This window comes from Candidatus Hydrogenedentota bacterium (genome assembly GCA_019637335.1).
In the GTDB taxonomy this organism is placed as follows: Bacteria; Hydrogenedentota; Hydrogenedentia; order Hydrogenedentales; family JAEUWI01; genus JAEUWI01.
In genome coordinates, this window is sequence record JAHBVV010000001.1 from 468532 (window position 1) to 481830 (window position 13299).

13 protein-coding genes are annotated in these 13299 nt (G+C 65.6%); 1 reads left to right on the forward strand and 12 read right to left on the reverse strand.

Features of this window, described 5'->3' with window-relative positions; translation table 11 throughout:
- Positions 1 to 389: 389 nt before the first annotated feature.
- From KF886_01705 to KF886_01760, 12 genes are all read right to left on the reverse strand, one after another.
- Positions 390 to 848, reverse strand: coding sequence for a DUF494 family protein (locus tag KF886_01705; protein ID MBX3176052.1), 459 nt, complete (start codon positions 846 to 848; stop codon positions 390 to 392).
- 202 nt (positions 849 to 1050) lie between these two features.
- A complete protein-coding gene (locus tag KF886_01710) occupies positions 1051 to 1842 on the reverse strand; it encodes an alpha/beta fold hydrolase (GenBank protein MBX3176053.1) in 792 nt (263 codons plus the stop codon).
- Positions 1823 to 2146, reverse strand: coding sequence for an SCP2 sterol-binding domain-containing protein (locus KF886_01715; GenBank protein MBX3176054.1), 324 nt, complete (start codon positions 2144 to 2146; stop codon positions 1823 to 1825). The genes KF886_01710 and KF886_01715 overlap by 20 nt, the downstream gene beginning before the upstream one ends.
- A 653-nt stretch (positions 2147 to 2799) precedes the next feature.
- A complete protein-coding gene (gene groL / locus KF886_01720; GenBank protein MBX3176055.1) occupies positions 2800 to 4431 on the reverse strand; it encodes a chaperonin GroEL in 1632 nt (543 codons plus the stop codon).
- Positions 4432 to 4672: 241 nt separating this feature from the next.
- A complete protein-coding gene (locus tag KF886_01725; protein MBX3176056.1) occupies positions 4673 to 5356 on the reverse strand; it encodes a TlpA family protein disulfide reductase in 684 nt (227 codons plus the stop codon).
- Positions 5357 to 5431: 75 nt separating this feature from the next.
- Positions 5432 to 6043, reverse strand: coding sequence for a redoxin domain-containing protein (locus KF886_01730; protein MBX3176057.1), 612 nt, complete (start codon positions 6041 to 6043; stop codon positions 5432 to 5434).
- A gap of 130 nt (positions 6044 to 6173) precedes the next feature.
- Positions 6174 to 6863 carry a leucyl/phenylalanyl-tRNA--protein transferase gene (gene aat, locus KF886_01735; protein ID MBX3176058.1) on the reverse strand — a complete coding sequence of 230 codons (690 nt, stop codon included), beginning with the start codon at positions 6861 to 6863 and terminating at the stop codon, positions 6174 to 6176.
- Positions 6864 to 6891: 28 nt separating this feature from the next.
- Complete coding sequence (locus KF886_01740) at positions 6892 to 7374, reverse strand: YhcH/YjgK/YiaL family protein (protein MBX3176059.1); 483 nt, start codon at positions 7372 to 7374, stop codon at positions 6892 to 6894.
- Positions 7371 to 8327 carry a hydroxyacid dehydrogenase gene (locus KF886_01745; protein ID MBX3176060.1) on the reverse strand — a complete coding sequence of 319 codons (957 nt, stop codon included), beginning with the start codon at positions 8325 to 8327 and terminating at the stop codon, positions 7371 to 7373. The genes KF886_01740 and KF886_01745 overlap by 4 nt, the downstream gene beginning before the upstream one ends.
- Entirely contained in the window at positions 8324 to 9367 is a 1044-nt protein-coding gene (locus KF886_01750) for a Gfo/Idh/MocA family oxidoreductase (GenBank protein MBX3176061.1), read from the reverse strand. The genes KF886_01745 and KF886_01750 overlap by 4 nt, the downstream gene beginning before the upstream one ends.
- Positions 9364 to 9987 carry an SIS domain-containing protein gene (locus tag KF886_01755; GenBank protein ID MBX3176062.1) on the reverse strand — a complete coding sequence of 208 codons (624 nt, stop codon included), beginning with the start codon at positions 9985 to 9987 and terminating at the stop codon, positions 9364 to 9366. Before KF886_01755 ends, KF886_01750 begins: the two co-directional genes overlap by 4 nt.
- A 201-nt stretch (positions 9988 to 10188) precedes the next feature.
- A complete protein-coding gene (locus KF886_01760) occupies positions 10189 to 11217 on the reverse strand; it encodes a class I SAM-dependent methyltransferase (GenBank protein MBX3176063.1) in 1029 nt (342 codons plus the stop codon).
- Positions 11218 to 11419: 202 nt separating this feature from the next.
- On the opposite strand from KF886_01760, the gene KF886_01765 reads away from it, so the two are divergent.
- A complete protein-coding gene (locus tag KF886_01765; protein ID MBX3176064.1) occupies positions 11420 to 13198 on the forward strand; it encodes a DUF4173 domain-containing protein in 1779 nt (592 codons plus the stop codon).
- The last annotated feature ends 101 nt before the right edge of the window (positions 13199 to 13299 follow it).

Below are 13299 nucleotides of genomic sequence, written 5' to 3' on the forward strand. Positions count from 1 at the left end.
CGGGTACAGCCTCGGGCGGTTTTTGGGGTGGTCTTTTCGGGGCGGTGGGTGGTATATCCGCCCGATGCAGTCCCCCTTTTTTCGGGTACAGCCTCGGGCGGTTGTTGGGGTGGTCTTTTTGGGGCGGTGGGTGGTGTTTCCGCCCGATGCAGTCCCCTTGGTGTGGTATTTCCGCCCGATGCAGTCCCCCTTTTTTCGGGTACAGCCTCGGGCGGTTGTTTGGGGTGGTCTTTTTGGGGCGGTGGGTGGTATATCCGCCCGATGCAGTCCCCCTTTTTTCGGGTACAGCCTCGGGCGGTTGTTTGGGGTGGTCTTTTTGGGACGGTGGGTGGTATTTCCGCCCGATGCAGTCCCCTTGGCCCCTTCTTCCGCCCGATTCAGTTCCCTTGTTAGTGGAGGGTGCTGCTGGCGCCTTCGAAGACCTGGTAGAGGGTCTGCTGGGTTTCGACGTCGCGGGCGCCCATGAGGAGCCAGCTGAGGAGGTAGTCGAGGTCGTCCATGGTGACGACGCCCTCCATCTGCGCGACGCGGTCGAGCAGGAGTTCGCGTTCGTAGGGGTCGATCAGCTCGTAGAGTTCGAGGCGTGCGAACGCGTCCCGGGCTTCCCGGGAGAGCTTGTGGGCCTCGACGCTGGTGAGGTGGCGGACGGAGCCGGGCGTGCGGCGGGCCTCCGTCTGTTCGGCGGACATTTCGGCGCCAACCAGACGCATGGCCGCGTCGATATCGCGTTTATTGTAACCCTGCCCCGCGAGCCACTTGCGCATGCCGTGTTCGGTGGGAGGGGCATCGGGGTGCTCTTCCAGCCGCTGGAGGATAACGTTAATCAACTCCGAGAGCACTTGCTTCATAGGAGATCTCCCTTGGTGGAGCGCGCAGGATCTCCGGGCGCCGGGATACTCGCGGGTGGAAAAAGCCGGTATTGGGAACTTCGCCAACCGCCTGATGTATGCACGGACCCTGCCCGATCGCCTGCGGACTATCCGCCATGCTCTGGGCATATTGTAGGTCGCGGAGCGCCGGGTGTCAACTTTTGCGCGGCGGTTTGTCGGCTCAGGAGGCGTCGCGCATCTGTTCGAGCCAGACGAACACCTGGCCGGCGGCGGCGGGGGCGGCCACGAAGATGTCGGTTCCCTGGGCTGTTCCGGGGTAGGAGTGGGCTTCGAGGAAGCCGGCAGCGCGGTCCTGAAGGGCGGCGGCGGCCCGGGCGGCGTGGGCGTCGCCCTCGGTCCAGAGGAGCAGGGCGGGCCGGTCTCCCGCTGCGGCAATGAGGGCGGTGGCGTCGAATCCGAACTCTTCGAGCGGGGGCGAGAGCATGACGATGCCCTGGAGCTCGGGGGTGTCGCGGACGAACTGGAGGGCCAGCAGGGATCCGAGGCCTTCGCCGGCGATGAAGAGGTTATCGGGGTCCGCGCCGGACTCCATCAGGAGGACCCGTGCGGCTTCGAGGTCGAGCAGGGCGTCCCGCCAGTCCCCGGGTTCGAAGTTGCGGTAATCGAGGGCGCCGGGGGGCTGCTCGCGGCTCCCGCCGTGCCCGCGCAGGTCCACGGCGGCGACCCGGTAGCCGTGCTGTTCGGCCTGGGCCGCGAAGGCGCTCCATCGGGATCGATCCGCGCCGCGCCGGTGGACGAGGATAAGCCCCGGTGGGTGATCGCCGCGCGCCATCCAGAGGGTGGCGGCCACGGTGACGCCGTCCAGGGCTTTGAGGGTGAGGTTGGCGGAGGTTTCCGGATCCTGGGAGCGACCGCACCCGCCGCCGAGCGCGATGGCGAGCAGGAGCAGGGCCGCGGCGGCGCGGAGGGGGCGGGATTTCTCGCGGGGAGCTTCAGCCCAGATTGAACACACTCTGGAGCTTCATTGCGAGGCCCATCTCGCCCTTGATCTTGAGCTTGCCGGTCATGAAGGCCATCTGGCCGTTGAGCTTGCCCTGGAGGAGGTTTACGAAGTTGCCGGCTTCCATGGTCAGGGTGATATTCGGGTTGTCGGCGACGCCCTGGTTGACGGTGGCGTTTCCGTTGGCGATGGCGATATTCCAGTCGCCGCCGCCGTCGCCGGTGATGTTGAACTGGTAGACGCAGTTCATGTCCTTGATCTTCTCTTTATTTACCTTCGACGGCACCTGATCGAAAAACGCGGCTACCTCAGACATACCTGCACTGCCTCCATCGGGCTCGGGGGCGTGGCCGCCCGGGCCTGGTTCGTATTTGGTTGGCGCCCGGCGGGGTTGCCGGGGCTGCGTTTGTGCTTGGGCTACTGTAGCATGCGCCCAATTGGGATGCAAAAGCGGGGTGGGCGTGCCGTGGCGGGTACAGGCACCCGCGATTCTCGGGTGGTTGGGACGCCTTCGCGGCTGGGGTGGTAATTGTCGCGGTTGAGAGTCCCCCTGGGGCGGCGGAGCCGCGGAGCTTGAACGTGGAGCCCGTGCCGTGGCGGGTACAGGCACCCGCGATTCTCGGGTGGTTGGGGCGCTTTCGCGGCTGGGGTGGTTGTTGTCGCGGTTGCCAGTCCCCCTGGGGCGGCGGAGCCGCAGCGCTTGAGGGTGGCGCCCGTGCCGTGGCGGGTACAGGCACCCGCGATTTTTGGGTGGTTGGGGCGCTTTCGCGGCTGGGGTGGTTGTTGTCGCGGTTGCCAGTCCCCCTGGGGCGGCGGAGCCGCGGAGCTTGAACGTGGCGCCCGTGGCTTCCCTTGAAGTTTCAAGGCAGTTGGGGATGGCTAAGTTCTGTGTGCTGTATCGCCCGAAAAGAAACGCACCGGATTCCGTGGTGGAATCCGGTGCGGTGTGTGCTTTTGCAGGCCGGGCGCTTACATCATGCCGGGCATGCCGCCGTGGTGGTCGTCGTGACCGGCGGCGGGCTTCTTTTTCTCCGGGATGTCGGTGACGAGGCACTCGGTGGTGATGATCATGGTGGCGGCGCTCACGGCGTTCTGGAGCGCGCAGCGGATGACCTTGGCGGGGTCGATGATGCCGGCCTGGACGAGGTCTTCGTACTTGCCGGTGGCGGCGTTGAGGCCGATGTTGCCCTTGTTGTTGAGGACTTCCTCGGCGACGACGGAGCCTTCGTGGCCGGCGTTGGCGGCGATCTGCGCCAGGGGCGCCCCGACGGCCTTGCTGATGATCGCCTGGCCGATGGCCTCGTCGCCCTCGAGCTTCAGGGCCTCGATGGCCTTGCGCGCGCGGATCAGGGTAACGCCGCCGCCGGCGACGATGCCTTCTTCGATTGCGGCGCGCGTCGCGGCGAGCGCGTCATCCGCGCGGAATTTCTTTTCCTTGAGCTCCGTCTCGGTAGCCGCGCCGATGCGGATCACGGCCACGCCGCCCGCGAGTTTGGCGAGGCGTTCCTGGAGCTTCTCTTTGTCGTACTCGGACGTGGTGGTCTCGATGGCGCGGCGGATCTGGTCGCAGCGGCCATTGATGTCCTTCTTCTTGCCCGCGCCCTCGATAATCGTGGTGGTGTCCTTGTCGATTTCAACGCGCTTGGCCTGGCCGAGCTGGGTCAAGTCGACGCTCTCGAGTTTCGAGCCAAGGTCCTCGCTGATGTACTCGCCGCCGGTAACGATGGCGATGTCGCGCAGGATCTCCTTGCGGCGGTCGCCGAACGCGGGGGCTTTCACGGCGACGCAGCGGAGGATGCCGCGCAGGCTGTTTACGACGAGCGTGGCCAGGGCCTCGCCCTCGACATCTTCAGCGATGATCAGCAGCGGCTTGCCGGCCTGCGCCACCTTCTGAAGCAGCGGCAGGAGCTCGCCGATATTCGAGATCTTCTTTTCCATGCAGAGGACGTAGCAGTCCTCCAGGATGGCCGTCATGTGCTCGGGGTTGGTGACGAAGTGCGCGGAGAGGTAGCCGCGGTCGAATTGCATGCCGTCGACGAGGTCCACCTCGGTTTCGAGGCTCTTGCCTTCCTCGATGGTGATTACACCGTCTTCGCCGACCTTCTCAATGGCCTGGGCGATGATGTCGCCGATGGTGGTGTCGCCATTGGCGGAAACCGTGGCGACCTGGCGGATTTCGTCCTGGTTCTTGACCTTCTTCGCGGCCTTCTGGACGGCCTCGATGGCGGCGGTGACGGCTTTGTCCATGCCGCGCTTGAGGTACATGGGGTTGGCGCCGGCGGTCACCTGGCGGAGGCCTTCGTGGACCATGGCCTGGGCGAGCACGGTTGCGGTCGTGGTGCCGTCGCCGGCGTTGTCATTTGTCTTGCTGGCGGCTTCGCGGACCATGCGGGCGCCCAGGTTCTGGAAGGGGTGCTTCAGCTCCACTTCCTTGGCGACCGTGACGCCGTCCTTGGTGATGCTGGGTGCGCCGAACGATTTCTCGATCAGCACGTTACGGCCCTTGGGGCCGAGAGTCGCCTTGACGGCATTCGCAAGAATGTCCATGCCCTCAATGAGGGACATGCGCGCTTCCTGACCAAAGAGTAACTGCTTGGCCATGTTTTGAATCTCCTTTTGCTTGCACCGGGCGGCGCCACTATCGCCACCGTCGTGATAACGGGTCCAATCGGAACAGCCTGTTAGCACTCCATGGAATGGAGTGCTAACAAGAGCGCATAGTAGCACAACGCGCGTGGGCTGTCAAGTCAGAAGCCCCCCCGCACCAGGGGATGGGCAGCGGGAGGGCGATTTCGGCGGGAACTATATAACAGGTTTAAATAAAAGAGTTTAGGAGGTGTGATCAGGGCGCGCCGAGCAGGGGGGTGACTTTGGCGCGCAGTTCGTCCAATGTGATCGCGCCCATGACCGTGTCGATGGCGTTTCCCTGGCGGTCATAAATGATGGTGGTTGGCAGCGCGCCCTCGAAGGGCGTGCGGAGAGCGGCGTCAAGGCCCTCCTGATCGCGTTCATTCAGTACGTGGATGGGGAAGGAGATGTCCAGATTTCGCTGGAACTTCGGTATTTCGCCGTCAATCTCGGCGACATCGTCCGCGGAGATGCTTACAAATGCGACTTGATCGCGGTCCGTCTCATTATAGAACGTGACCAGATCCGGTGTTTCGTGAACGCACGGGGGACACCAGGTGGCCCAGATGTTCACGACGGTGACTTTGCCCAGTGTTTCCTTCATCAGCGCCGCCACTTGTTCCGTGTTGACTTCCTTTACGGGCGGGAGGGCTTCCCCGGCAGCGGCATCGGTCTCCGGCGAAGGTTCGGGGGCGGCATCGGCTTGCGTCTCGGGTGTGGTTTCGGGCTCGGCGGGTTCCTCGCTCGGGGGCGGGGTGACTTCGACATTTGCGGCGCCCCCGGCGTCGGCCGGTGCTTCGGCTGGGGTATTTGTGGCCTGGGGAGCGCCGCAGCCGGTTGTGAGCATCAGGATCGCGATGGCCAGGGCGGCGCAGGTTGTGATTGGGTGGATTTTCATTGGGATTCGCCTCCAGAAGCAGAAAAAAGGGCGGGCGCAACACGGCGCCCGCCGGAACGGTTTCGATGGAACGTCTTAACTGGCCCTTTTAATGCCGCAGCCCCAGGCCTTGACCGTGTCTTTTTCGATCGGCTGGCCGGCGAGGAGGGATTCGAGGGCGTCTTTCAGGTAGTGTTCGGTGGCGTCGCTCTTCGGGCCGGTGCGGTTGTCCGGGGCTCCATGGTACACCAGAATGCCTTCCGGGTTCATGATATAGATCTCGGGGGTGACGCGCGCGCCGACGGCGTCGGCGTAGACGTTGCCGACATCCTTAAGAATCGGATAGGGGATCTCGGCCTCTTTCATGTAGGCGGCGATTTCGGCGGGTTCCAGGTTCTTGTTGGAATCGACGCCGAGGAACACGACGCCTTTTTCGGCGTAGGTTTTGGCCAGGGCGTTGATATCGGGGTCCGCGCCGCGGGAGTAGGGGCACTCCTGGGTGCAGAAGTTGAAGACGACGACCTTGCCCTTGTAGTCGGCGAGGGTGTGTTCCTTGCCGGTGGTGTCGGTCATTTTGAAATCGGGCATGGGTTGCCCGACTTTCAGGGCCTCCGGCGGCGCGGCGGCGACCTTGCTTATGACGGCTCCCAGGCCGGCCGAGAGCACGGCGGCGAACGCGACATAGCCCATTGCACGCAGAGTTTTCATCACGGGGACTCCTCCATTTTTGTATTTCGCGGCGGGTTCAGCAATCGACTCACACGATACCCTGCCGCCCGCGCTGCCCCCGGCAGGCGGCTTGCTGGGGAGTATATTCGCGGGGGCGTCGGTTTTCAGTTCAATCATCGGGCAGTTCGCGCCAGGCGTTGGCGCGGAGGGGGGTGTTCAGGCCCTCGCGCAGGAGGCGGCAGAATTCGCGCCGGGGGATTTCCCGGGCGCCGAGGCGCGCGAGGTGCGGGTTGGCCACCTGGCAATCGATCATCGGGATGCCCCAGGCGCGTGCGGCGCGGCTCAGGGTGTACATGGCGATCTTGGAGGCGTCGTCGCGGCGGGAGAACATGGACTCGCCGAAGAACATGCCACCGATGGCGACGCCGTAGAGGCCGCCGGCGAGTTCGCCGTTTTCCCAGCATTCGAGGGAGTGGGCATAGCCATGCTGGTTCAGCCGGATATACGCAGTTTCCATGGCCGGCGTTATCCAGGTGCCGTCCTGTCCTCCGCGCGGGGTCTCGGCGCAGGCGCGGATGACGCGATCGAAGGCGCGGTCGATGGTGATCTCAAAGGGGCGCTGGCGGATGGTGCGCGCGAGGCGTCGGGAGCAGTGAAAATCCTCCGGGAAGAGGACCATGCGCGGGTCGGGCGACCACCAGAGCAGCGGCTCGCCGCGGGAGTACCACGGGAAGATACCGGAGCGGTAGGCGAGGAGCAGGCGCGCTTCGGAGAGGTCGCCGCCGACCGCGAGCAGGCCGTCTTCCGCCAGGTGTACGGGGGGAAAGGCGATATGTCGGGTCAGCTGGAATACGGGCATGGTGTCGGAGCGGGTATCCCGGCCTGGATCAGCGCGCGGGGCGGACGAGGCTGAGGGGGACCTTGATGACGACTTTGCGGACGGTTTCCACGACGCCGCCGACCAGCTGCTGGGCCATGTGGGCATCCTCGGGGAAATAGACCGAGAAATAGCCGGGCGCGTTGATGACGGAGCCGGTGATGGACGCTGGCTTTTCGAAGAGTACGTAGTCGTTCTCCGCGTCGTAGGGCTGTGACGCGACCAGTCCGCTGCGCTCGTACCAGTCGATGGCCTCGGCGCCCACGAGCGACATCTGAATGTCGACGTGGGTGTCGTGGGCCTCGATCACGCCGCCTTCCGGGCCCCGGGTGGGGTAGGACATGACGCGGTAGCGCAATGCGGAATCCGGTATGGGGACCAGGCCATCGTTGTCGGGGCTGCCGACCGGCAGCTGTTCGAGAAAGGTGAAGGCGCTTTCCCAGACGGGGCCCTGGAAGTAGTGACGCCAATCGGCGAGTCGTGCGGCAATCATGGTGGAATCTCCGGGGGGATGGCAATGGCTTTTGGCGCGATGTCGAGGTCCCGCAGGAGGTTTCTGACGGCGTCGGTCTCCATCCGGCGCCGGCACTGGACCGTGTAGGTGGCGGTGTGCGGCGTCAGGAGCACCTGCGGGTATCGGGTGAGGGGGCCGGTATAGGGTTCCTCCCAGAAGGCATCGAACCAGGCGCCCTTCACCTTACCGGAATCGAGCGCGCCAAGCAACGCGGACTCGTCGACCAGGCCGCCGCGCGCGCTGTTGAGCAGCAGGACGCCGTAGTTCATTCGGGCGAAGGCGTTTGCATTGAGCAGACAGGCTTCGCCGCTCGCGTGAAGGGAGATCATATCGGCGCGCTGGAAGCCGTCTTCGATTGAGACGATTTTTACGCCGGGCGGGGCCGAATCGGGGTTGAGCGCGGGGTCGGCGGCGAGGACATCCGCGCCGAAGGCCTGGAGCAGTTCCGCTACGCGGCTCCCGATGCGGCCGCATCCGACGAGGAGCACCGTGGCGCCTCGCAGGCCGAGGCCGATGGATTTGGCCCATTCGCCGTGGTGCAGGGCGTCGTTGGCGGGGACGATGCCGCGGGCCAGGGTCAGCAGTGCGGCGAGGGTCATTTCGGCGACGGCGTCGATGGGGCCCTCGGGCGTACTGGAGACACGGACGCCAAACTCGCGGGCGGCGTCGAAGTCGACGTTGGCGACGCCGATGCCGACGCGGGCGAGGGCCTTGAGGCGGGGGTGGGCGGCCTGAAGCACGGCGCGGTTCAGCGGCTCCAGGCCCGCGATCAGGCCATCCACGCCCTGGAGGTGCGCGATGATCTCGGATTCGGTGAGGCGGCGTCCGCAGGGATTGGGCTTCACCTGGACGCCGGCCGCTTCCAGCATGCGCAGGGGTTCGGGGTCTTTCTCGGCGAAGGTGGAGGGGCCGATGGCGACGGTAAGGCTCATGGCGTGGCGTCTCCGGGTTGCGGCGCATCGATCGCGCGCAGAAAGGCGGGGTCGTCCCGGTAGATGGCGTGGACGAGCTCCATGGCCTTCAGGGCCTGTTCGGAACTGCCTGAACAGACGGGGGTGTTGTTTCGGACGCACGCGAGGAAGGCGTCAATTTCGGCGGCCCAGCTTGGATCTTCGTCGAAGTACATGGTTTCTTCGAGGGGCGGTCCGCCTCCCTCGGATGGCCTGCGCGCGATGGTGAGGGTTTCGTCGCCATAGCGTCTGCTGCCGGAGAGGATGCCGTCGACGGAGAGGTAGCCGCGCTGCAGGTAAACCTCGAAGGTGAAACGGTGTTTCCACTGGGTGCTGGAGCTGTGCACCTGGGCGATGCGGCCGGCGGCGTCCCGAAGGAGCGCAAAGGCGTTGTCTTCCATGGGGGCGTCCCAGTGGGAAGCGGCGACCATGCTTTTGACTTCGACGATATCGCCCAGAAACATGCGGACGAGGTCGAGGAGGTGTATGCCCTGATCGAGGAGGATGCCGCCACCCGCGAGGACCGGGTCGCGCCGCCAGGCCTCGCCGGGATCGGCCTTGCCGTAGACGCCGCGAATCCAGAGGATATCGCCCAGGCGTCCGCTGTTGGCGATGCGGTGGGCTTCCTGGATGCCGGCGTGGAAGCGGTGGTTGAAGCCGAAGGCGAGGCGGAGGTGGGGCCGGGCGGCCTCGGCGACGCGAATGCGCTCGATGTCCTCCACCGTGCAGCCCGGCGGCTTTTCGGCGAGGACGTGTTTTCCCGCTTCCAGGGCGGCGACGATTGCGCCGGGGGTGTGCCGGTTCGGCGTGCAGACGAAGACGGCGTCCGCGTCCGACGCGAGCAGATCCTGGAGGGAGGCCGCGCGGGGGACCTCCGGGAATTGCGCGGCGAATCGCTCCGGATCGGGATCGAAGGCGCTGACGATGGCGACATCGTCCCGCTGCTGGAGGGTTTGCGCGCGGAGACGCCCCATTTTGCCGAGCCCGACGATGGCGGCCCGTATGGGAGCGGGGGCGGTCATCCGTGGTGGAGGTACTTCCCGCGGGACATGGCGATGTAGGTAATGACGACGTGTCCGAGGATGTTGAAGACGTCCTCGACGGGTCCGTATTCGTCCTTCGTGGTGGGGATGACCACGGATATTTTGCATTTTTGGGCGAGGCGTCCGCCGTCGAATCCGGCGTAGGCGATGGTGGTGGCGCCGTTGGCGTTGGCGTAGTCGACGGCCTGGATGAGATTTTCGCTGTTGCCGCTGACGGACATGGCGAGGACCACATCGCCCGGCCGCATGTGGACCCGGAGCTGGTGGGAGAAGATATGATCGAATCCGGCGTCGTTGCCCAGGGCGGTGACGGTGGCGACGTTGTCGGAGAGGCACAGGGTGCGCAGCTTTGGTTTGTCGTCGAGGTAGCAGCCGGCGACGAGGTCGTTGACGAGGTGCGAGGCGGAGGCGGCGCTTCCGCCATTGGCCATGCTGAAGAGGGTGTTTCCGCGCTGGCTGCACTGCTCTATGGCGTCGATGGTCGCGGCGATGGCGTTTTTATCGAGCTGGTTGAGAAGGCCGGTGAGGCGATCGAAGTAGGATTGGGTGTAGGCCTGCGCGGAGGGTGCGGCGGCGTGTAGTTCGGCGAGTTTGTACAAGGGGTGGCTCCGGGGTGGGGGTGGGGGATTACAGGGACAGCAGGGACAGCAGGGACTTTAGGGAGCTGAACCTGAGGGGGTTGAGGGAGCTAAAGGACCTGAGGGCCCCAAAGGGCCCACCGGCCCCTTGAGCCCCAAGGGGCCTGGGGGACGCAACGTGCGTGGGGAATTTCAGGGGCTTGTGGGGGCGGCTGGCGATTCTCATGTGCTGGCCTTTTTCAGGGCGAGGCGGACGTGGGAACTCAGGCGGTGCTTCTGTAGAAATTCCTGGAAGTCCGCGTGGGCGCGGGGTCCGCGATCACCGATGAGGATCTTAATGAACGGCGGCAGCACGATGGACGGGTCGGCGGCGCTTGCGTGCGCGACGAGTTCGACATCGAGCTGTCCGGGGGTGCTTAATTCGATGATATCGAAGCCGGCGCGGGTAGCGAGGTGCTCAAGTCCGGCGATTGACAGCAGGTTCAAGTGTTCCGGCACGAAGATGTAGGGGGCTTTTTCGCCGAGAATTTGCAGGTCGAAGCCGGAGCACGTTCGGGTGGTGAGGAACAGGAGTCCGCCGGGGTTCAGGCGTGTGGCGATGGCGTGCAGGAGTTCGAGGGGCGCGTGCTGGTGCTCAAGTTTCTCGAAGGCGCTGATGGCGTCGAGCGCGAGTGGCGAATCCAGGCGCGCCTCGGCGACCGGGGTTTTGCAGCGACCGGCGACGGGGTTCCAGGGGGCGATGGCGTACAGGGGACCGAAGCAGCCGAGGTCCGCGATCTCGTCGAAGAGTTCCGGAGCGTAGGTGCGGCAGTCCGCGTAGGCCGCGCCCGGGGGCAGGCCGGTCTCCGCGACAATCCGCGCGATCCAGGCGGCATTGGCGCGCAGCAGGTGGTGGCGCCGTTGCGCGGCGGCGCCTTCGGCGAAGCGGGAGGCGCGGAAACGGCTGGCCTCCGACTCGGCGTGGTAGCGCTTGAGGGCGTCCGCGCGGGGGCGGGGCGATACATAGCGGCTCTGGCACTGCCCGCAATCCTGAAAATGGTATCCGTCCTTCTCGAAGGCGTACGCCGGGTTATCCGCGCCGCACGCGGGGCATGGGACCTGTTCCAGGGCGTCGGGCGCACCGAAGAAGGCGGCGGCATCCCGAAGCGAAAGCTGTTTGAAGGCTTCCAGCAGGTCCGGCGGGCGGATGTCGGCGTCGTGCAGTCCGCTGGAGACGACCGTGTGTTTTACGATGCGGCTCGGGCCGGGCATGGCGCGCTCCTGAAGGTTGCGGGGGTTGGAAAAGGGGTAGGAATATTACATCACAGGGCGTGGAGGCCGATCAACGGCGGGGCGTCACAGTGTGGGGCGGACGGGGCGGTGGCGGAACTCCATGGGGTGTTTCGGTATAGTATCAGCCTCAGGGGCGTCACTGCGGGCGCCTGGAAGTGTTGCAGCGAAGGGAGCGATTGACATGTCCGACCCTGAAATTCCCGATGCCGTTCAATCCGAAAGCGGGGAGGGCGGGCTGACCGCCGGACAGCGCGGTGGCGAGGAAGCGATCGTCGAGTGGGGTGGACAGAGTGGACCGAGTGGACCGAGTGGACCGAGTGGACCGAGTGGGCCGAGTGGGCCGAGTGGACCCGGCGGGGAGCGCTTCGTTGCGCCGGCGGTCTCGCGGGATCTGCCCGAGCTGGTTCAGCCGCTTGACCGGGATCGGGCGGGGACACTGCTGCTGGCCGCGCTGGGGATGGGGGTGCTGGGGAATATCCTGATCTTTCCGGATCTGCTTGGCGCGGGGGCCACGCTGTGGGCGGTGGCGCTGCTGGCGGGGCTTGCGTGGAGCATACGCCGGCGTCGGCCCGACGGCGGGGCCGGGGCAAATGTGGGATTGATTGGCGGGGGGAAGTTCGCGGTGCGCGGGTTGGATGGGCTGTTTCTGCTCGCACTTGCGGCGGCGCTTTGCGCCAGCTGGCGGGACGCGCCTTTCCTTCGGGTTTGCAGCGTATTGCTTTTCTTTCTGACGGTGATCTGGATACAGCTTTTGGTCAACGGCATTCGCCTTTTTCCCGCGCCCACGGTGGTGGCGGCGATGCACGTGCAGCGCACGCTGTACGCCTGGCTGCTCTTGCCCGTGTTTCAATTGCAACTAGCGCGCGCGGCTCGCCGGGAGCGCGGCCGCGGCCTGTTTGACGGCACGTTGAAGGGCGTTATCATCGCGTGTGTGCTGGTGCTTTTCTTTGGCGCGTTGCTGGGCCGCGCCGACGCACGGTTCAGCGCGCTCTTGTCCTCGTTTACGGATGCGAACTGGGCGACGTGGTTTCGGCACGTGTTCTGGATTGCGGCGTTCTTCGGGCTGGCGCTGGTGGTGTGGACCAACCGGCCGCGGGCGCATCCGTCGTTCTGGTATGGGGAGCCGGAGGAACTTCTGACTGAAATGAAAGCGAAGGGGCTTGCCCTGGCGCGGCTGGACCTGTTGATACCGATGGCGGCGCTCGATGTGCTGTTTGGCGCTTTCGTGGCCGTGCAGTTGGGCTATTTCTTTGGCGGCGATGCGTATGTCCAGGAGACGGCCGGGGTTTCTTATGCCGCGTATGCGCGCCGGGGTTTCTTCGAGTTGGCGGCGGTGGCGGCGCTGGTGTTGCCGATGCAACTGCTTTTCGACTGGTGGCTGCGGAATGAAAGCGCCGGGGCCCGGCGCGTTTTCCAGCTCCTCGCGGGGATCCAGGCGGCGCTGCTGCTTTGCATCCTGGCGTCGGCGGCCCACCGCATGGCGATCTATCAGGAGGTCTATGGCCTGACCCGGCTGCGGGTATACGCGAGCGCGGGCATTGCGTGGATCGGAATGGGAATTGTATGGCACACGCTCACTGTGTTGCGGGATCGGCGGGATTCTTTCCTGATGGGGCCGATGGCGGCGGCGGTGGCGCTTTTTCTTGCGGTGCAGGTGATGAATCCCGATGCCTTGATCGCGCGGGTGAATATTGAGCGGATGAAGGCCAATGCGACCGCGGTTGAGGCGCCTGAGGAAGGGCGTGTACGCCGGCAGGGCGGCAGCGGCGCGGTGCAGCTGGATGTGGCGTATCTTCGGGTGCTGAGCCTGGATGCGGCGCCGGTGCTGGAGGGCGCCCTGGCGCAGTTGCCGGAGAATGAGCGCGGACTGCTGGTGGTCCACCTCGCGGCGCAGCGGGACCGCGTTGCGAGGGCGGGGCTGCGCGCGTGGAGTTGGAGCCGCGCGCGGGCGGGGGATTGAATATTGGGGAAGCGCTCGTATGGGGTGGTGGGGCTGGATGCGGGGTTGGTGTTGCTCCAGGCACACGAACGCGCCCGGGGCGCGATCGCGTGGCACAGGGG